Origin of the sequence: Winogradskyella bathintestinalis, assembly GCF_030407435.1 — a bacterium.
In the GTDB taxonomy this organism is placed as follows: domain Bacteria; phylum Bacteroidota; class Bacteroidia; order Flavobacteriales; family Flavobacteriaceae; genus Winogradskyella; species Winogradskyella bathintestinalis.
Genome location: NZ_JASDDK010000002.1, coordinates 779,593 through 800,010, shown reverse-complemented (window position 1 = coordinate 800,010; position 20,418 = coordinate 779,593). Strand labels below are relative to the sequence as shown.

Annotated in this window: 10 protein-coding genes; all 10 read left to right on the top strand. The window is 35.0% G+C overall.

Annotated features, from left to right (window positions below):
• Positions 1-14 precede the first annotated feature (14 nt).
• The 10 genes from QMA06_RS08415 (at position 15) to QMA06_RS08370 (ending at position 20,416) form a co-directional block, all read left to right on the top strand.
• Complete coding sequence (locus tag QMA06_RS08415; RefSeq protein ID WP_115816073.1) at positions 15-1,061, top strand: serine hydrolase domain-containing protein; 1,047 nt, start codon at positions 15-17, stop codon at positions 1,059-1,061.
• A gap of 1,033 nt (positions 1,062-2,094) precedes the next feature.
• Positions 2,095-5,307, top strand: coding sequence for a SusC/RagA family TonB-linked outer membrane protein (locus QMA06_RS08410; RefSeq protein ID WP_290206422.1), 3,213 nt, complete (start codon positions 2,095-2,097; stop codon positions 5,305-5,307).
• A gap of 10 nt (positions 5,308-5,317) precedes the next feature.
• Positions 5,318-7,246 carry a RagB/SusD family nutrient uptake outer membrane protein gene (locus QMA06_RS08405; protein ID WP_290206421.1) on the top strand — a complete coding sequence of 643 codons (1,929 nt, stop codon included), beginning with the start codon at positions 5,318-5,320 and terminating at the stop codon, positions 7,244-7,246.
• A 28-nt stretch (positions 7,247-7,274) separates the two neighbouring features.
• Complete coding sequence (locus QMA06_RS08400) at positions 7,275-8,492, top strand: DUF5000 domain-containing lipoprotein (protein WP_290206420.1); 1,218 nt, start codon at positions 7,275-7,277, stop codon at positions 8,490-8,492.
• A 21-nt stretch (positions 8,493-8,513) separates the two neighbouring features.
• On the top strand, positions 8,514-10,091 hold the full coding sequence (locus tag QMA06_RS08395) for a DUF4998 domain-containing protein (RefSeq protein WP_290206419.1): 1,578 nt from the start codon (positions 8,514-8,516) through the stop codon (positions 10,089-10,091).
• 138 nt (positions 10,092-10,229) lie between these two features.
• Positions 10,230-12,374 carry a GH92 family glycosyl hydrolase gene (locus QMA06_RS08390; protein WP_290206418.1) on the top strand — a complete coding sequence of 715 codons (2,145 nt, stop codon included), beginning with the start codon at positions 10,230-10,232 and terminating at the stop codon, positions 12,372-12,374.
• A 17-nt stretch (positions 12,375-12,391) separates the two neighbouring features.
• Positions 12,392-14,689 carry a GH92 family glycosyl hydrolase gene (locus QMA06_RS08385; RefSeq protein WP_290206417.1) on the top strand — a complete coding sequence of 766 codons (2,298 nt, stop codon included), beginning with the start codon at positions 12,392-12,394 and terminating at the stop codon, positions 14,687-14,689.
• Positions 14,690-14,712: 23 nt separating this feature from the next.
• Positions 14,713-17,031, top strand: a complete 2,319-nt coding sequence (locus QMA06_RS08380) for a GH92 family glycosyl hydrolase (protein ID WP_290206416.1) — start codon at positions 14,713-14,715, stop codon at positions 17,029-17,031.
• 17 nt (positions 17,032-17,048) lie between these two features.
• A complete protein-coding gene (gene fucP, locus QMA06_RS08375; RefSeq protein ID WP_290206415.1) occupies positions 17,049-18,395 on the top strand; it encodes an L-fucose:H+ symporter permease in 1,347 nt (448 codons plus the stop codon).
• Between the two features lie 26 nt (positions 18,396-18,421).
• Positions 18,422-20,416, top strand: coding sequence for a sialate O-acetylesterase (locus QMA06_RS08370; RefSeq protein WP_290206414.1), 1,995 nt, complete (start codon positions 18,422-18,424; stop codon positions 20,414-20,416).
• Positions 20,417-20,418: the final 2 nt, after the last annotated feature.

The window sequence follows — 20,418 nt, the reverse complement described above, 5'->3', positions numbered from 1 at the left end:
TAACTTTACTATCTATGCTTAATTCTAAAAAACGAAATAAAAAAATTATAATCAGGATAGCCTTGTTCACAGGTACTGCAATTTCCTTGTGGTTTGTGCCTTGGATTTTAGTGAAAGCTTGGATATTACCATTGCCAGATACTGTTCAAGAACAAGTTGACCAAGCAATAAGTCACGGTTTGGATGGTATGATTGTTTATGTAGATGAGGCAGGGAAACAACCAGAATTTTATACAGGTGGTTGGCACAATCGAGAACATAAAATACCTGCTAAACCCAATGCACTATTTAAAATAGCTAGTATTAGCAAGTTATATGTAGCGGTTTCCATTTCTAAGTTGGTTAATGATAACAGATTGTCACTAGATAAAACCCTTGCTGATTATTTCCCTGAATTGCTAGGTAGGATTGAAAATGCAGATAGAATAACTCTAAAAATGATGGTACAACATCGAAGCGGGATTCCAAATTTTACAGACAGTGGAGGTTACTGGGAAAACCCACCTGATAGTGCTGAGGAATCGTTAGCATTAGTATTGGATACACCCGCGCTGTTTGAACCAGGAGAAGACTATAGCTATTCAAATACAAATTATTTACTCCTTGGTTTACTTATTGACAATACGGTGGGGTATAATCATCATCAATATATCAAAGAGCAAATTTTAGTACCACTCGAACTGAATAATACATTCTTCTCGTTAAGCGAGGTAGATATAGAGGATGTGATGAGTGGTTACTACGTTGGCTATGAACCTGATTTAAAAGAGAAAGAATTCGGTATGCTGGCTACTGCGGAAGATGTTGGTATATTTTTGAGAGCATTAAACGATGGTTCTATATTCAAAGAACGAGAACGGAAAATCTATTCTGAAATTTATGAATATGAACATTCTGGATGGGTTCCAGGATATCAGAGCTTTACAGAATATCATAACAATATAGACACTGTAGTAATTCTTTTTAATAATACAACTGATGAGGATTTATTACTGTGGAATTTGTCAGAAATAATGATAAATAGAGTGGTTAGAATTGTTGAGGAAAATAGAGCAAAATAATACAGGCTTTAACGAATATCAATTTATAACGAGAACCACTTTATCCCTTGAGCATTATCAATTTCAACAACCATATATTTGATTTTTTTAGAAATTACTGTACGACAATGTGATTACAAAAATAAAATCAAAATTAACAATTCTAATAAACTCTTGGGTTCGAAGTAATAAGGGTGAGTTTTGATTTATATTGATTTTGAGATAATTAAGTCGATATCTTCCTTCAAAAAGTTTGAACTCTGTCCCTTCGAGGTCACCAGTAAAACCAGTACTTTCAATCATTTTTGAATTTACTGGTTTTTTTATTTCAAAAATATTCACGCACATTTACCCTCAGTTCCCGATTTAGCATTGTCATAACTGCTAACAGTGCACTAGTCACTTTTTTTACTTAATTAAAGTTTTCAATCGCCTAAATAAACTCCCTCTTTAAATTTTAAAATATAAAAATGCCTTAGGTAAAGTCAAGCAAAAAATTCCCTTGTAATAAGTAAGCATTTTGGATGAATTAAGAAACCAACGAAACTTGTTATAATAGTAATAATAATTTAACGCTATGCTCAAATACGTTAAATTTTTATCTTTTCTGATGGTTGTAGTTGTTCTTTATTATAACCATTTTAATTTTTAATTAGATAAAATCTTTATAATGAAAGAAGACGTTATTTCTAAGAAAAATGCGATAAAACTTCAGAATAATGGAAGGTTTGTCGCTTAAAATTGTAAGCTTTAGAACCATTTTGATGATTTTTAGATGTCTATCTCAATGATATAAGTGTTTGTTAAAGCTTATATCCATTGAGGTTAATAGAATTATCTCAATTTTAATCGGTACTTAATCCGCAATTAATCTACAACTTAAGTTCATCGAATTATATTTACGTCGTTGCAAAGCGATATTTTCTGTTTGTTTGGGCTAGTTAGTTTGAATTAAAGTATAAGTTTTTAAAAAATATTGAAGATTTAACTTTTCCTTTTGAATTTAGAATTTATTTGCAATAACGTAATAACCAACTAATATTAATTTAACTTTATGAAGAACAAATTAAACAACTCGTTTAGAGTTTTTACTTACAAAGGTGCGCTAGGTAAAGCTAGAGTGTTAAGTAAGTTTATGTTGCTCTTGTTGCTAATGGCGTCTACCATTGGTTACTCACAAACAGATAAAAATATTGTAACTGGTGTCATTTCTTTAGCTGATGGTACTCCTCTGCCTGGAGGTAATGTTCTTATAAAAGGGACAACCGCTGGTGCGAGTGCTGATTTTGACGGTATCTATAACATTGTGGTTGCTAATGGTCAAACACTTGTGTTTTCTTATGTTGGTATGAGAACTAAAGAAGTAGTCTACACTGGTCAAGAAACAATTAATGTTACTTTACAAGAGAATCCGGATGAGTTAGATGAAGTAACGGTTGTGGCTTTCGGTAAGCAGAAAAAAGCTAGTGTTATTGGTTCTGTATCTACCATTAATCCGTCAGAATTAAAAATAGCCAGTAGTAATTTAACAACAGCATTAGCAGGTCGATTATCTGGTGTAGTTGCTTATCAACGTAGTGGTGAGCCAGGTCGTGACAACGCAGAATTTTTTATTAGAGGTGTAACGACTTTTGGTTATAAAAAATCGCCTTTAATTTTAATCGATAATATAGAATTAACAACTACAGATTTAGCGCGTCTTCAACCCGATGATATAGCAAGTTTCTCTATTATGAAGGATGCAACAGCTACAGCATTATACGGGGCAAGAGGGGCGAACGGAGTCATTCTGGTAACTACAAAGGAAGGAAGAGAAGGAAAAGCTAAGTTGAATATAAGATATGAAACTTCATTGTCAATGCCAACGAGATCTTTAGATATTGCTGATCCTATCACCTACATGAAATTGCATAATGAAGCCGTTTCTACCAGAGACCCATTGGGTAATCGAATTTATTCATTAGAAAAAATTAGAATTACTCAAGAGGCAAATCGTAATCAAAATGTCTATCCTGCAGTTAATTGGTTAGATGAAATGTTTGACGAAAACACAATTAATGATCGATTGAACTTGAATTTAAGTGGTGGTGGTAAAGTCGCACGCTATTATTTAGCTGGTACAATAAACTCTGATAATGGAATATTAAAAGTAGATAAACGAAATGATTTTAACAATAACATTAAATTTAAGCGAATTTCTTTAAGGTCTAACGTAAATATCGACGTTACAAATACCACTGAAGTATCTGTTAGATTTAATGGAAATTTTGATGATTATAACGGTCCAATAGACAGCGGTGAAAATTTGTATAGAAAAGCTTTACAAACCAATCCAGTTTTATACCCTAAATATTTTGCACCAGACCTTGCTTATGCCAATACGGAGCACATCCTTTTTGGAAATTCAGGAAGAAATGGAGAATATTTAAATGGTTATGCAGATATGGTTAAAGGTTATAAAGATGAAAGTAGAAGTTCACTGTTGGCTACTATTCAAATTGAGCAAGATTTAGGTTTTGTAACTGAAGGTCTCGATTTGCGAGTACTTGGAAATACTACAAGAAAATCTTTCTTTAATATAAATAGATTTTATAATCCATATTACTATTCTATAGGGAGCTATGATGCTGGTATTAATCAATACACTTTATCCGAGTTAAATCCAGAAGGTGGAACCGAGTTTTTAAATTATAATGAAGGTGATAAAACGATAACGACATCGTTTTACGGTGAAGGAGCAATTACGTACAACAGAACTTTCAATGAGCAGCACGCCGTAGGTGGTTTATTGGTAGGTATAATGAGAGAAGAAAAATTTGCAAATGCTGGCACCTTACAAAAATCCTTACCATATCGCAACATCGGTCTTTCAGGTCGATTTACTTATGCGTATGATAATCGGTTTTTCACGGAGTTTAATTTCGGTTATAATGGGTCTGAGCGTTTTGCAAAGAATGAACGTTTTGGTTTCTTCCCTTCTGCAGGTGCCGGATGGATGGTATCTAATGAAAAATTCTGGAAATCTCTCGAAGATAAAATATCCAAGTTAAAATTAAAAGCAACCTATGGTATAGTGGGTAATGATGCCATTGGTAGTGACGCTGATCGTTTTTTCTATATTTCTGAGGTAAATACAAATAGTGGAAGTGTGTCTTTCGGTGAAAATTATAACAATACCATTGCAGGTATAGGTATCAATCGTTACCCAAATGATCAAATTACTTGGGAAGTAGCAAAAGTTACTAATATAGGGTTAGAAGTAGGTCTTTTTAATAAAGTTGATATACAAGCCGATTTCTTTTGGCAAAACAGATCTAACATATTAATGGATCGTTCGCAAGTTCCGACTTCATTAGGGCTTCAAGCTCCATTAAGAGCAAATGTCGGTGAGGCTTCCTCTAGCGGGTTTGAGGTAGCGGTAGATTATAACGATAGCTTTAGTAACGGAATTTGGGTTTCGGCAAGAGCAAACTTTACTTATGCAACAAATAAATTTGACGTTTTTGAAGAATTAGATTACGACAGTGCTGGGTTGCCATGGAAATCTAGGGTAGGTAATAATCTCGATCAACCATATGGATTAATAGCAGAAAGACTTTTTGTCGATGATGCTGATATTGCAAATTCGCCTCTACAAACCTTTGGAGATTATCTTCCAGGAGATATAAAATATAAGGATATCAATAATGACGGTGTAATTGACACTAATGATGAAGTGGCAATTGGGCATCCAACTACACCAGAAATTATTTATGGATTTGGAGTGTCATCAGGGTATAAAGGTTTCGATTTTTCTTTCTTTTTTCAAGGATCAGCACGATCATCATTTTTTATTGATGCTTATAAAACAGCACCTTTTATAGATATAAATGATTCAGACAATCAAGATGGTGATTGGAACAATAGAATTGGTAATAATGCTTTATTGCAAGTTTGGGCAGATGATCATTGGTCTGAAGATAATAGAGATTTATACGCACAATGGCCAAGATTGTCAGATCAAGTTGTAGATAATAATAACAGACGTAGTACTTGGTTTTTAAAAAATGGAGCGTTCTTAAGATTAAAGTCGGTGGAATTGGGCTATACTTTGAATCAGAACGATTTATTTAAAAAAGCAAGTATAAATAGTATGAGGGTTTATTTAAGTGGCACTAATCTTCTAACCTTTAGTTCTTTTAAATTATGGGACATTGAAATGGGTGGAAATGGTTTAGGATATCCAATTCAAAAAGTGTTTAATTTAGGTGCAAATATTAATTTCTAAAAAAAGAAAAATGAGAAAATATATCGCAGTTGTATTAATAATTATAATGTCAAGTTGTAGCGACTATTTAGAGGTTGTTCCAGATAATTTGGCGACTATAGAAATTGTTTTTAATAATAGAGCTACTGCAGAACAGTTTTTAGCAACATGTTACAGTTATGTGCCGCATCATGCAAATATTGAACAGAATTTTGCAATGCTGGCAGGTGATGAGGTATGGTATTATACTGAAAATGACTTTTATGTTACTAATGAAACAAGTTTTCGCTTGGCCAAAGGGTTGCAAAACTCTACAAATCCTTACCTAAATTATTGGGGAGGAGGCAGAGGTGCTAACAATATGTTCGTTGCTATTAGAGATTGTAACATTTTTCTAGAAAACTTAACAGATATACCTGGATTGACTACAATTGAAAAAAACCGATGGATTGCCGAAGTTAAAACTTTAAAAGCTTTTTATCATTTTTGGTTATTACGTATGTATGGTCCAATACCCATTACAGATGTAAATGTGCCTGTTGATGCTAGTGCGGGAGAAACACAAGTAAGAAGAGATTCCGTAGATGATGTCGTAAATTATATTGTAGGTTTATTGGATGAGGTTATAGAGAGCGATAACTTATTTCAGAATATAACATCAATTAATACCGATTATGGTCGTTTAACGTTACCTGCAGCTAAAGCAATTAAAGCAAAAACACTAATGTTGTCGGCTAGTCCACTGTTTAATGGTAATACCGATTTTGCTAGTTTTATTGATGAAGATGGAACACCGTTCGTTAACCAATCTTATGATGCAAATAAATGGGTGGCTGCAAGAGATGCTTGTCTCGATGCTATTTTAACGGCCGAATCTTCAGGTCATGGCCTTTATGAATTTACTGACTTATTACCAATTGGTCAGCTTAGTGAAGAAGTACGTGAAGAATTAACGCAACGTGCAACTATTACGGACCGTTTCAATCGTGAACAAATTTGGGGAGTTGATAGAAACTGGACAGGAGATTTACAAGCTTGGTGTCAACCACGTTGGACAAGTGATCATTCAGAACTATATGGTTTTACTAAAAAATCTCATGCTCCAACTCTAAATATGGTCGAAGATTATTATACGGTTAATGGAGTCCCTATTGATGAGGATACAAGCTGGGACTATGGTCAGCGTTATGATGTGGTTTCAGTAACTGATGATATGGCTGAAGATCATAAGTATTATATACAAAACGATGCAGAAACAGCCAAATTGCATACTTATAGAGAACCTCGTTTTTATGCCTCAGTTGGGTTTGATGGTGGAAAGTGGTTTTCCTTAGAAACTGACGATATCGAAAATATCCCTGCGCTAAATGCAAAGGCAGGTGAACGTTCTGGTAAAGTTGGTGCTGAAATCTATTCAATAACAGGTTACTTTACTAAAAAGTTAATAAATTATGAGAATATTATTGTCGATGGCAATGTGGCTGTAGAGGGCTATACATTTCCAATTATAAGATTGAGTGATTTATATCTTATGCATGCAGAAGCTGCTAATGAGGTTAATGGGTCACCTAATGCAGAGGTTTACGAATACATTCAGAAAGTAAGGCGTAAAGCAGGTTTAGATGTTGGTTCAGATTTAGTAACAACATGGGCAACCTATTCTAATAATCCAGGCAAGCCTACCACTCAGGAAGGAATGAGAGATATTATCAGACAAGAAAGACGTATAGAGTTATCCTTTGAAGGTCAAAGATATTGGGATCTTAGAAGAATGAAAATGGCAGGTGAGTATTTTAATAAACCAATTAGAGGTTGGAATATTAATGGGGCGGACACTGATGCATTTTATCAGGTAAAAAATATTTATTTCAGAGATTTCCTGACTAAGGATTATTTATGGCCTATCAGTCAAGATGAAATCCTTAGAAACCCTAATTTAATTCAGAGTCCAGGTTGGTAATAGTTAGTAAAAAATAAAAATTATAGATATGAAAAAGTATATTAATCTTACAGTATTTATTGCAGTATTAACATTAATTATTTATGGCTGTCAAGCCGAAGATTCTCACGGGCCCTATGGCTCGGATGGAGATGCACCAGGTGTGGTAACTGTAGATAATGTTGTCAATAGACCAGGTGGTGCTGTTATTTATTACACTCCACCTGCAGACGTGGACTTATTGTATGTTAAAGCAAGTTTTAACGATGATAGAGGTAGGTCTAGAGAAGTGAGAGTGTCTCAAGTAATAGATTCGTTGGTTATTGAAGGTTTCGGTCAAGTTGGGGAATACAATGTTACACTTAATGCTGTTGATCGTGGTGAAAATTTTTCTGCACCAACAAATGTCGAAATCTCACCTCTAACTCCACCGGTACAACTTATTTTTCCAACTTTAGTGGGTGAAGTAGCTTATGGTGGAATCAATATAGCTTTCGAAAATCCTTTAGAAGCTGAGGTATCCATTAATATTGAAGTTTTTGATGAAACACAAGGTGAATTTGTATATCGAGAATCTTTCTTTACTAGTCAAGCGGATGGGGATTATACTTTTAGAGGGTACCCAGCTGTACTTACTGAATTCGCGGTATATATTGAAGACCGTTGGGAAAATGTCTCTGAAAAAGTATATTTTGAAGTAACACCTATTCCAGATGAATATTTAGAAAAAACCTTATTCTCAATATTTACACTACAAGGCGATAAAGATTTTAACCATGATAATGATGTTTTTGGCGAAACGCAAATGTGGGACAATGTATCTAATAGCCAATGGAATGGTGGACACACCAACGGTACAACACCACTTCCTCATTATTTAACGATAGATTTAGGTGTTAATGTAAAACTTAGTCGTTTCAAATTATTTCAACGTACAGGAGAAGAAATATATAAACATGGTAACCCTAAGATTTTCAATGTTTATGGAGTTACGGATGTTAATGACCTTCCACCTTATAATTCCGCAAGCCCTAATGAAGGTTGGACATTGTTAAAACAGTGCGAATCATTTAAACCTTCAGGATTGCCAGTTGGTCAAGTTACAGCTGAAGATAGAGAGTTTCAAAGTAAAGGTGAAGATTTTGAATTTGATGTAGATAATTTAGTTGAAGTTAGATATATCCGTTTCGAAATTCTTGAAAATTGGGGTAACATAGACAATACGGTAATTGGAGAGCTGTCTTTTTGGGGCGAAATCGCAGAATAACTAATAAATAGATCAAACATTATGAATATAAGATTTTTAAAATTATATGTGATGGCTTTAATGGCAGGCTTTGCTATGATATGTTGTGACGATATGGATTCTATTCACGAAGAATATCTCAATGGAGAACAAGTGTATGCTGGTAAATTAGATTCACTTGAAACCAGCAGTGGGTTTAACCGAGTTAAAATTCTTGGACTTACGCAATACTTGGGGAATTCTCGTGAAGCTACAGTAACTTGGGAAGATGAATCACAAGTATTCACAATTGATGAGAATGCAGGTGAAGAGTTTGAAATCATCATTGAAAATTTAGCTGAAAAGAATTATGAGTTTGAGCTTTATACAACGGACAATAATAACAATCAATCCGTACTGCAAACCGTAACAGGTAGAGCTTATGGTGATGTCTTCATTGACGCACAATCCGCAAGAAGGATTGTAGATTTTAGAATGACGGCAGTTGGAGATTCTATTATTTGGGCCAATAAAGCAGAATCTGAATACGTGATTTCTACACTAGTTCGTTATGAAACTAATGATGATACGATGACGGAAGCTGTTGTAGATCCAGAGAGTTCTGCAACTTTAATTGAAAATTGGAAACCTGAAGGTAATATTGAAATTATTTCTACAATCATTTCTGGTGATAATGGTTTTGATACAGTAGATTTAAACGTAGTTCAAGATCAGTTGCCAATACCTTTACCAACGTCCGGATTGAATAAAGATTGGACGCTTGCCGCTACAATTAGTGTTAGTAATGAAAACGGAGGAGGTTCAGAGGCTTCTGAAGGTTCATTAAAAGTCATTGATGGAGATTTAAATACTAAATACTTGTATGATTATTCTACAGATTCTTGGATGCAACAAGAACTTCTTAGCGAAGGGGTTGTGAATTTCTATACCTTAACGTCTGGAAATGATGCTCCTGGTAGAGATCCAAAGAATTGGACATTAGCTGGGTCTAATGATCAAGTAACTTGGTCCACTTTAGATACCAGAACAAATGAGTCCTTTTCTGGTAGAAATGAAACTAAAGAATATATTTTCGATTCTACAACGCCATATAAATATTATCGTATGTCTATAACCGCAAACAATGGCGAAGGACTATTCCAATTAAGTGAATGGAGATTATATGAAAGAGATGTTCCACAGATTGATTTTACAGAATATTTATTAACAGCACTAACGGTCAACATTGAAAATAATGATGGTTCTGGTGGAGCTGAAGGTTCATTAAAAGTCGTTGATGGCGATACCAACACTAAGTTCTTAATTTTTAATTACACTACAGATTTTTGGATACAACAAGAATTTTTTAATGCAGCAATTTCAAATCGATATACCTTAACGTCAGGAAATGATGCAGCAGGTAGAGATCCTAAAAACTGGACATTATCAGGTTCAAATGACGGAACAACTTGGACAGATCTAGATACCAGAACAGATGAGACCTTCGCTGAAAGAAACGAAACCAAAGAATACACTTTTAATTCTACAACACCATATAAATATTATCGCATATCTATTACAGCAAACAATGGGGACGGACTCTTTCAACTAAGTGAGTGGAGAATGCTGAGTATAGAATAATTCATGTATTAAAATTTTAATAATCAGTGCAATTTTCTTTAAAAAATTGCACTGATATAAGCTAAACTGTTAGGTTTAATAAACCTTTCGGGTGCTATAAAACTGTTCAAAAACAAGTATTTAAACATTTATATTTTTATGAGATCGTTAAATTTATGCACTGTCATTACCGTACTATTTTTTAGTTGCGCAACTATAAAAGCGCAACAATATGCGCAGCTCGTTGATACAGAAATTGGCTCTCAAGGCAGTGGTTTGGGCTGTGGTTATAATTACATTGGCGCTTCTTATCCGTTTGGGATGGTTCAGTTTACACCCAGTTTTTTTTCACCGCAAAAAGGTTTTGTTATAAATCAATTGAGTGGAGCAGGCTGCCCTCATATGGGAAATGTACCCGTATTGCCATTAAACGGAACCATAGAGAAATCTCCAGATAATATGGAAGGTTTTAAACCTTATAAAACTATTAATGAGGCGCATGCAGGTTTTTTATCCGTTACTATGGAAGATAAAACTGAAGCAGCACTAACTGTAAATGCACGTTCAGGTATAGCGAAATTTAAATTTAACGATGATAATGACCAAGGTTCTGTAATTATCGGATCTGGTATCAGCTCTACGTTCACAGAAAATGCCATGATTAAAATTACATCTAACAAAACCTGTGAAGGGTTTGCAGATGGAGGGGAATTTTGTGGAACTAAAACACCTTATAGAATCTATTTTGCGATTGAGTTCGATAGAGAGGCTAAAACAAAAGGCACGTGGATTGGCAATGCACTTTTAAAAGAATCGTTGCACGGCTATGGTAAAAATTCCGGAGCTTTTTTCACGTTCAATACAAAGGATAATTCGGAAGTGAACTATAGAATTGCAATTTCTTTTGTATCGGTTAAAAATGCTAAGGAAAATTTAAAAGCCAGTAAGCTTGAAGGTGGGTTTGAAACCTATAAAAACAATGCAGAAAATGTTTGGAATGAAAACTTGTCTAAAATAGCTATTGAAACACCTAATAGAGATCGGTCCGTTCAGTTTTATACGCACTTATATCACGCTTTAATTCATCCAAATATTGTTAGCGATGTTAATGGTGAATATATGGGAGCTGATTTTCAGGTTTATAAAACTAAGGGCGCAGCGCAATATAGCTCATTCAGTGTTTGGGATACCTACAGAACGCAAGCCCAATTATTGGCCATGTTATATCCTAAAGAAAGTAGTGATATGATGCAATCGTTGGTCGATTTTGCCGATCAAAGTGGAGGTTACGGTCGTTGGATTTTAGCGAATATCGAAACTGGGATTATGCAAGGGGATCCAACGGCAATACTTATTGCTAATTCTTATGCTTTTGGCGCCACTGACTTTAATTTAGAAGATGCTTATAAACACATGAAACGTGGAGCAACTATTCCTTTATTACGTTCGCAAAACCAAGAAATTAGACCACATTTAACGGAATACATAAGAGATGGGCACACTTTTGCATCCATGATGTTAGAATATACATCTGCTGATTTTGCCATTGGGCAGTTTGCGTTGCAAGCACTAGACAATAAAGCGGATGCCGACTTTTTTATAGAGCGATCTCAGTACTGGAAGAATATTTATAATCCAAAAAATAACTGGTTAAATTCTAGATATCCTAATGGAAAATGGAAGGATATTGAACACGATTGGCGTGAAGCAACTTATAAAAACTATTTCTGGATGGTGCCCTATAATTTAAAAGGACTGATTGATACTATTGGTGGAAATGAAGTTGCTGAAGATCGTTTAGATATTTTGTTTAAAAGACTAGATGCATCTTATGACGAGGATTGGTTTGCGGCAGGTAATGAACCTGATTTCCAAGTGCCATGGATTTATAATTGGACAGATGAACCTTATAAAACTTCAGAAGTAATCCACCGAATTTTTGATGAGATGTACACGAGTAAACCAACAGGTTTGCCAGGTAATGATGATTTAGGTACCATGGGAGCTTGGTATGTCTATGCTTCAATGGGCTTATATCCAATGATTCCTGGTGTAGCAGGATTCTCTATAAACGCTCCTCAATTTGAAAAAATAACATTAAGTCTTCCAGATGGGAAATTTACAATTACTGGAGGATCAACAAACCAGCATTATATTCAATCTTTAAAATTTAACGGCAAAAAACAAAAAACACCTTGGTTAGACTGGAAAGATATTAAAAGTGGTGGCGAATTAGATTTCAAAACCGCTAAAAAGCCGAATAAAAATTGGGCAAAAAACACAATTTCACCTAGCTATAATTAATAAAATAAACCTTGACTATGAACACAATGCTTTTCAAAAAATGCACATTTTTATTACTAATTGCAATTAGTACACTTGCCTCATGTCAGAGTGCGAAAAATAACAAAACAAATAAGAAGAAAAATACCGACAAAAACTTAACACAATATGTAGATCCATTTATAGGTTCTGGCGGTCATGGGCATGTTTTTGTAGGTGCAAATGTACCTTTCGGAGGTGTTCAAGTTGGTCCAAGTAACTTTTATAAAGGTTGGGATTGGTCGTCTTCTTATCATCATACAGATAGTATAATTAAAGGATTTACTCACTTAAATTTAAGTGGAACAGGAATGACCGATTTATCAGATTTTATAGTTATGCCATCGATTGGAAAACGTAAAATTTGGGCGGGAAACCAAGATCATCCTAATGATGCCTTTGCATCTTTGTATTCGAAAGATACTGAAGTGGCAAAACCAGGTTATTACTCAGTGGTCTTAGACGATTACAATATTAAAGCAGAATTGACTGCTACTGAACGTGTAGGAATGCACAGATATACATTTCCGGAATCAAAGCAAGCTAGAGTTATTATAGATTTAACAGAAGGAAATTCCGATATCACAGTAGATACATATATCAAACAAATTAATGAAACCACTTTTGAAGGGTATCGTTTTTCAAAAGGTTGGGCTGCGGATCAAAGAGAATATTTCACTTTAGTATTATCTAAACCCGCAACAAATGTTGTGCTTTATGATAGAAATGATAGAGTAAAAGGAACTGAAAAGCAAGGCAAATACATGAAAGGCTTCTTTGAATTTGAAACCACCGAAAACGAAATCATTTATGTGAAACTAGGAGTGTCTCCTGTAAGTTCTGAAAACGCTTTGGAAAACATTGAAGCTGAAATACCACATTGGGATTTTGATAAAATAGCGGAACAAGCCGATAAGAAATGGAATAAAGAGCTCGAAAAGATTACGATTGAAACACCAGATTTAAGCAAGAAGAAAATATTCTATACAGCGATGTATCATACGATGATTGCACCGAATCTCTTTAGCGATGTTAACGGGCAATATAGAGGTACTGATAAAAAGGTGTACGATGATCCTGGTTTTACAAACTACACCTTGTTTTCACTTTGGGATACGTATAGGGCAGCTCATCCATTATATACCATTACGCAACCTGAGCGTATGAGTGATATAGTTAATTCAATGTTGGCGATTTTTGAGCAACAAGGAAAGCTTCCGGTTTGGCATTTACGTGGTAATGAAACCAATACTATGCCTGGTTATTCTGCAATTCCTGTGGTGGTTGATGCTTGCTTAAAAGGATTTGAAGGCATCGATTGCGAGCGCGTTTATAATGCTATTAAAGTTTCTGCAACAGGTGATTTTGAGCCTGGTGTTAAGGATTTAATGAAGTATGGATATATTCCTGCAGACCATGGGCCAGAATCTGTAGCAAGCGCTATGGAATATGCCATTGCAGATTGGGCAATTTCTAAATTAGCAGAAAAATTAGGCAAAACCGAAGATGCAGCATACTTCGCAGAACGCGCTAAAGGATACAAGGCTTATTTTGATGAAGAAACCCGTTTTATGCGAGGAAAACTTGCCGATGGTTCTTGGAGAACACCTTTCGATCCGGTTTCTGCTCAACATAGAGTCAATGATTACTGTGAAGGAAATGCGTGGCAATACCTTTGGTTGGTACCTCAAGATCCAGAAGGTTTAATAGAATTATTAGGAGGAGATAAGCCATATATTGAAAAATTAGACGAATTATTTAGCATGTCTTCAGAACAAGAAGAAGGTGCTTCAATTGATATTACAGGTTTAATAGGGCAATATGCTCATGGAAACGAACCAAGTCATCACACCACTTACATGTATGCTTATGCAGGAGCACAATATAAAATTGCAGACAATGTAGATTATATCTTAACTGAATTATATACCGACCAACCAGACGGACTAAGTGGAAATGAAGATTGTGGTCAGATGTCTGCTTGGTATGTGCTTTCATCTATGGGATTCTATTCCGTAAATCCTGCCAATGGCATGTACGTTTTTGGAAGGCCTTTATTTGATAAAGCAACAATAAAATTAGAAGGAAACAAAGTGTTTACTGTGAAAACCGAAAATAATAGTAAAGAGAATATCTATATCCAGTCGGTGACTTTAAACGGTAAAAACCATACAAAAGCATTTATTACGCATAAGGAAATTATGAAAGGTGGTACTTTAAAGTTCGTTATGGGAAATAAACCCAACAAGGAATTTGGTGAAAAAGATGAAGATCGTCCGAAATCTAAATTATATTAATGAATCATTGAAAACTAAAATTTATGAGAATAGATAACATATTTTTTCTGCTATTTGTGGCAATAACCATAAGCGTTCAAAGTCAGAATCAAGAAAATACAGACGTCTCTTATGTAGATTATGTCAACCCATTAGTTGGTAGCGATTCTTCATTTGAACTTTCAAATGGAAATACTTATCCAGCAATTGCAACACCTTGGGGAATGAATTTCTGGACACCTCAAACTGGCAAAATGGGAAATGGTTGGGGCTACACTTACGATGCTCATAAAATTAGAGGTTTCAAACAAACGCATCAACCGAGTCCTTGGATAAACGATTATGCAGCATTTTCATTATTTCCAGAAACTGGAGACTTAAAAATTAATGAAGATGAACGTGCCTCATGGTTTTCGCATAAAGCTGAAATAAGCCAACCACATTATTATAAAGTTTATTTAGCAGATTACGATGTAACTACAGAAATTACACCAACTGAACGTGGTGCACAATTTCAATTTACATTTCCAGAATCTGATAATTCACACATTTTAGTGGATGGTTTTTTTATGGGTTCAATGGTTAAAGTGATTCCTGAAGAACGAAAAATTATAGGTTACTGTCGTAATAATACAGGTGGTGTGCCAACTAATTTTCATAACTATTTTGTCATTCATTTTGATAAGGATTTTGAAACCGTTCAAACTTGGAAATCAGAAGAAAACAGTAAAGTTGAAAATAGTCATTTAAACAAAAAATTAGAAGCTGAAGGCTATCATGTTGGTGCGGCCATTTCATTTAAAACCAAAGATGGAGAAATAGTTAATGCGAAAGTAGCGTCTTCATTTATAAGTTTAGAACAAGCCGAATTAAATTTAAGTCGTGAAATAGGAAACGATACTTTTAATGAAACAAAGGCTAAAGCTGAAGCCACTTGGAATGCAGAATTAGGTAGAATTGAAGTTGAAGGCGGTACGCTTGAAGAAAACAGAACATTTTACACAGCATTATACCGGGTGCTTTTATTTCCTAGGAAATTTTACGAGCTAGATGCCAATAACGACATTGTGCACTACAGTCCATATAACGGACAGGTATTGCCTGGTTATATGTTTACGGACAATGGGTTTTGGGATACGTTTAGAGCTGTATTTCCATTTTTTACCATTATGTATCCTGAATATTTAAGCGAGGTAATGCAAGGTTTGGTAAATACCTATAACGAAAGTGGTTGGTTGCCAGAATGGGCAAGTCCAGGACATCGCGATTGTATGATTGGTTCTAATTCTGCCATAAATATCGCCGATGCTTATTTAAGAGGCATTAGAGGCTATGATATTGAAACTTTGTATGAAGCCATTGTAAAAAATAGTAATCATAAAGGACCTGTAAGTTCTGTAGGTCGTTTTGGAGCTGAACATTATAATGAATTAGGCTATATTCCTTATGACGTTGGAGTAAACGAAAATGCAGCACGTACATTAGAATATGCGTTTGCAGATTGGAGTGTGTCTCAATTAGGAGAAGCATTAAACAAACCACAATCGGAAATTGATTTGTACAAGAAGCGCAGTTTAAACTACAAGAATATGTTCGATCCTGAAATTGGATTTATGCGTGGAAAAAATGAAGATGGTACTTGGGCAAAAACATTTACACCAGATAAATGGGGAGATGCCTTTACAGAAGGTTCTTCTTGGCACTGGACTTGGTGTGTATTCCACGATCCAATTGGTTTAGCGAATTCTTTTGGAGGCATAGATAAAATGCGTAATCGATTAGATGAAGTCTTTACAGCGGCACCAACATTCAACGATTCCTATTATGGGCAACAAATACACGAAATAACGGAAATGTTAGTTGGGGATATGGGGCAGTATGCACATGGGAATCAGCCTATTCAGCATGCTATTTATTTGTATAATTGGTTAGGTGAACCGTGGAAAGCTCAAGAACACGCCCGAAACATTATGAATAAATTATATTCATCGGCACCAGATGGTTTATGCGGTGATGAAGATAACGGACAGACCTCTGCTTGGTACGTGTTTTCTGCTATGGGCTTTTATCCGGTGACGCCAGGAACAGGAGAGTATGCGTTAGGAAGTCCAGTCTTTAAGAAAATAAAAATGCATCTTCAAAATGGAAAAACCGTGGAAATAGACGCTTCCAATAATTCAAAAGACAATATTTATATCAATGGTATATCTAAGGATGGTAAAAAATATTCTAAAAGTTATATCACTTATGAGGATTTAATGAATGGTTCTAACTTTTCATTTGAAATGAAAGACCAACCTAATAAGAAATTGAATACATCAAAGTCTTCTAGACCTTACTCTATGAGTTCAGAAAATAAATAGAATCTTAAACCTAAATCATGAATAACGACATTCCTGAAGTAACTGAGAAGACACCAGTAGTTTCAAAACAAGTATTAATTCCATTTATATTAGTTACATCACTTTTTGCCTTGTGGGGCTTTGCTAATGCGGTAACCGACCCAATGGTCAACGCTTTTAAAAAAGTTTTAGAGTTGTCAAATACTCAAGCATCTTGGGTACAAATGGCATTTTATGGGGGGTATTTTTGCATGGCATTACCAGCTGCTATATTAATGCGTAAATATTCATATAAAGTTGGTGTTCTTATTGGTTTAGCGTTATATGCAGGAGGCGCTTTATTATTTTATCCAGCAGCTATAACTGAGAAATTTTGGTTCTTTTGTTTGGGACTTTACATTTTAACGTTTGGATTGGCGTTTCTAGAAACAGCAGCAAACCCATATATTTTAGCAATGGGAGCTAAAAAAACAGCGACCCAACGTTTAAATTTAGCACAATCTGTAAATCCTGTAGGTTTAATTGCAGGCCTGTTAATTGCAAAATATTTTGTGTATGATAAACTGCAATCGGACGATATTACGGATTTCAGCGCGTTAGATGAAGCTAAAAGAACATTGATTAGAGTATCAGATTTAGCGGTAATCCGAGATCCTTACGTGATTTTAGGTTTGGTAATTCTAGCCGTTTTTATTTTGTTCTTAGTTATAAAAATGCCACAATCCAAAGCAGAAGGTAGTATGCCAAGTCTTGGCAAAACCTTTAGTGAATTAGGAAAGAATAAAAAATATGTTTTAGGTGTCGTTTCGCAAATATTATATGTCGGTGCGCAAATCATGACATGGACGTATATTTACCAATATGCAGAAGCGATTGATTTAGCCAATGTAGATGTGGTTGGATATGAAAAAGTAGATGTTTTCTTTTATCAATTAATAGCCTTTATTTTATTTACCGTAGGTCGTATTATAGGCACGGCGATGTTACGTTTTTTAAGTTCGGGTAAATTATTGATGTATTTTGCTTTATTGGCTGCAGCCTGTGTTGTTGGAACCATGTTTATTCAAGGTATGGCAGGTCTGTATTGTTTAGTTGGTATCTCTTTTTGTATGTCTTTAATGTTTCCTACGATTTATGGCATTGCTCTAAACGATTTAACCGAAGAACAATCAAAAGTGGGTTCTGCAGGTTTAGTTATGGCTATTGTTGGTGGTGCATTATTGCCAATGTTACAAGGTGTAATTATTGATGCTGGTGGTAATGGTGTTGCGGATACTACAATAATGGGAGTTTCTGAGGTTAATTTTTCTTTCATTCTGCCACTCTGTTGCTTTATTTTAATAGCGATGTATGGACGATTAGCATTCAAAAAATTTAACGTATAATTTCATTATTTGAATTTTTAAAAATTATGTTCAAAATTTCATTTTTAAGTTTTATTGTTATATTTTCTTTTATGCTTAATAGTCATGCGCAACAACAACCGTTACAGCTCAATGCTTTGTTTTCAGATCATATGGTGTTGCAACAAAATGACGATGTCGCATTCTGGGGAACTTACATTCCTAATGAAAAAGTAACCGTTATAGGAAGTTGGGGAGAACAAGCTGATACCAAAACCGATGGCAATGGTAATTGGAAACTTAATTTAAAAACACCAAAAGCAGGAGGTCCATTTACGGTAACTATTTCTTCAAATACGACTAAAACGCTATTAAAAGATATAATGATTGGTGAAGTTTGGTTGGCATCTGGGCAATCCAACATGGAAATGCCACTTAAAGGTTGGCCACCAAATGATGCTATAAATAATTCTGAAGAAGAAATTCTTAAAGCTAATCATCCAAATATCAGAATGTTTACAGTTCAGAGAAACATGAGTATGGAACCTTTGAACGATATTCGAGGAAACTGGCAAACAGCAATTCCTAATAACGCTAAAGACTTTAGTGCTACGGCTTACTTTTTTGCGAAACGCTTATATGAAGAATTAAATGTACCTATTGGGATTATTCATTCCAGTTGGGGCGGAACTCCAGCTGAGGCTTGGACCAGCAAACCAAAATTAAAAACGTTAGGAGATTTTGATGCTGCTTTAGAGCAGGTTGATATTCAAAATCATCAGAAAACGATTGATAAGTGGTTTTCTAAATGGGATACAACAACCAAGCCAAATTCTAATGAAGATTGGAAATCTTTAAATTTTAAAGATTTAAAAGCGGCTGAAAAAGATTATAACGATTCTAATTGGTCTTATAAAATGCTGCCAGGCCGTTTCGATGACTTAAAGGAAGGTGAGATTGATGGTGCGATTTGGTTTCGTAAAAGTGTTTTTATCGATGATATAAGTTCCGATTATACACTAGAGCTTGGTGCCATTGATGATATGGATGCCACGTATATCAACGGACATTATGTAGGTGGATTTATGGGGCACGGACATTCTGGAACGAAGCGAAAATTTACAGTTCCGAAATCTATTTTAGTAAACGGAAAAAACACTATTGCGATACGAGCGATTGATGCTGGTGGTCCAGGGTCATTTTCTGGTGATATGATATTAAAAAACAAAAAAGGAAACCAAATCACTCTAAACGGCAATTGGAAATATAGACTTGTTGCAGAAATTCATAACAACCATTTTTATGTTTATGATTTGGAATCTACAGATTTTGCAGAACGCGCAACAATAACAAAAATGCATCCTAAAATACCAAGTGTATTGTATAATGCCATGATTCATCCGTTACAACCTTTTACTATAAAAGGTGCTATTTGGTATCAAGGCGAAGAAAATGTAGGTAGGGCAGAACAATACAAGCATTTGTTTCCTGCGATGATTGAAGATTGGCGTACTGAATGGAATTCCGATTTTCCATTTTATTTTACACAACTCGCTCCATATCAATACCATTCCAATAAAGACGTCAGGCTCGATAAATCCCAAAAATTGAGAGATGCGCAACGTCTCACTTTAAAAACCAGAAATACAGGAATGGCAGTGACATTAGATATTGGTAATTATAATAATATTCATCCATCCAACAAACAAGACGTCGGTTTCCGATTGGCAGGTTTGGCTTTGGATAATAATTACGGGAAGAATATTGTGTCCTCTGGACCATTGTATAAAAGTGTGAAAATTTCCGAAGATAAACTGATTATTGATTTTGATTTTAAAGGCAGTGGACTAAAGGCGAAAGGCAATTTGTACGGTTTTGAAATTGCGGGTGCAGATAAAAAATTTGTTATGGCTGAAGCCGAAATAGTAAATAATAAAATAGTTGTTAAAGCTCAAGGCGTTAACAACCCAATGTATGTGCGTTATGCTTGGAGAGATAAAGCAGTCCCAACACTTTTTAATATTGAAGGCTTACCTGCATCGTCGTTTACAACTCTTAATTAATA

Excerpts from the sequence above, each read along its gene's own strand:
- QMA06_RS08385 (WP_290206417.1), top strand. The coding sequence starts at position 12,392 with ATGAACACAATGCTTTTCAAAAAATGCACATTTTTATTACTAATTGCA.
- QMA06_RS08415 (WP_115816073.1), top strand. The coding sequence starts at position 15 with ATGCTTAATTCTAAAAAACGAAATAAAAAAATTATAATCAGGATAGCC.
- QMA06_RS08370 (WP_290206414.1), top strand. The coding sequence starts at position 18,422 with ATGTTCAAAATTTCATTTTTAAGTTTTATTGTTATATTTTCTTTTATG.
- QMA06_RS08390 (WP_290206418.1), top strand. The coding sequence starts at position 10,230 with ATGAGATCGTTAAATTTATGCACTGTCATTACCGTACTATTTTTTAGT.
- QMA06_RS08400 (WP_290206420.1), top strand. The coding sequence starts at position 7,275 with ATGAAAAAGTATATTAATCTTACAGTATTTATTGCAGTATTAACATTA.
- QMA06_RS08395 (WP_290206419.1), top strand. The coding sequence starts at position 8,514 with ATGAATATAAGATTTTTAAAATTATATGTGATGGCTTTAATGGCAGGC.
- fucP (WP_290206415.1), top strand. The coding sequence starts at position 17,049 with ATGAATAACGACATTCCTGAAGTAACTGAGAAGACACCAGTAGTTTCA.
- QMA06_RS08410 (WP_290206422.1), top strand. The coding sequence starts at position 2,095 with ATGAAGAACAAATTAAACAACTCGTTTAGAGTTTTTACTTACAAAGGT.
- QMA06_RS08380 (WP_290206416.1), top strand. The coding sequence starts at position 14,713 with ATGAGAATAGATAACATATTTTTTCTGCTATTTGTGGCAATAACCATA.
- QMA06_RS08405 (WP_290206421.1), top strand. The coding sequence starts at position 5,318 with ATGAGAAAATATATCGCAGTTGTATTAATAATTATAATGTCAAGTTGT.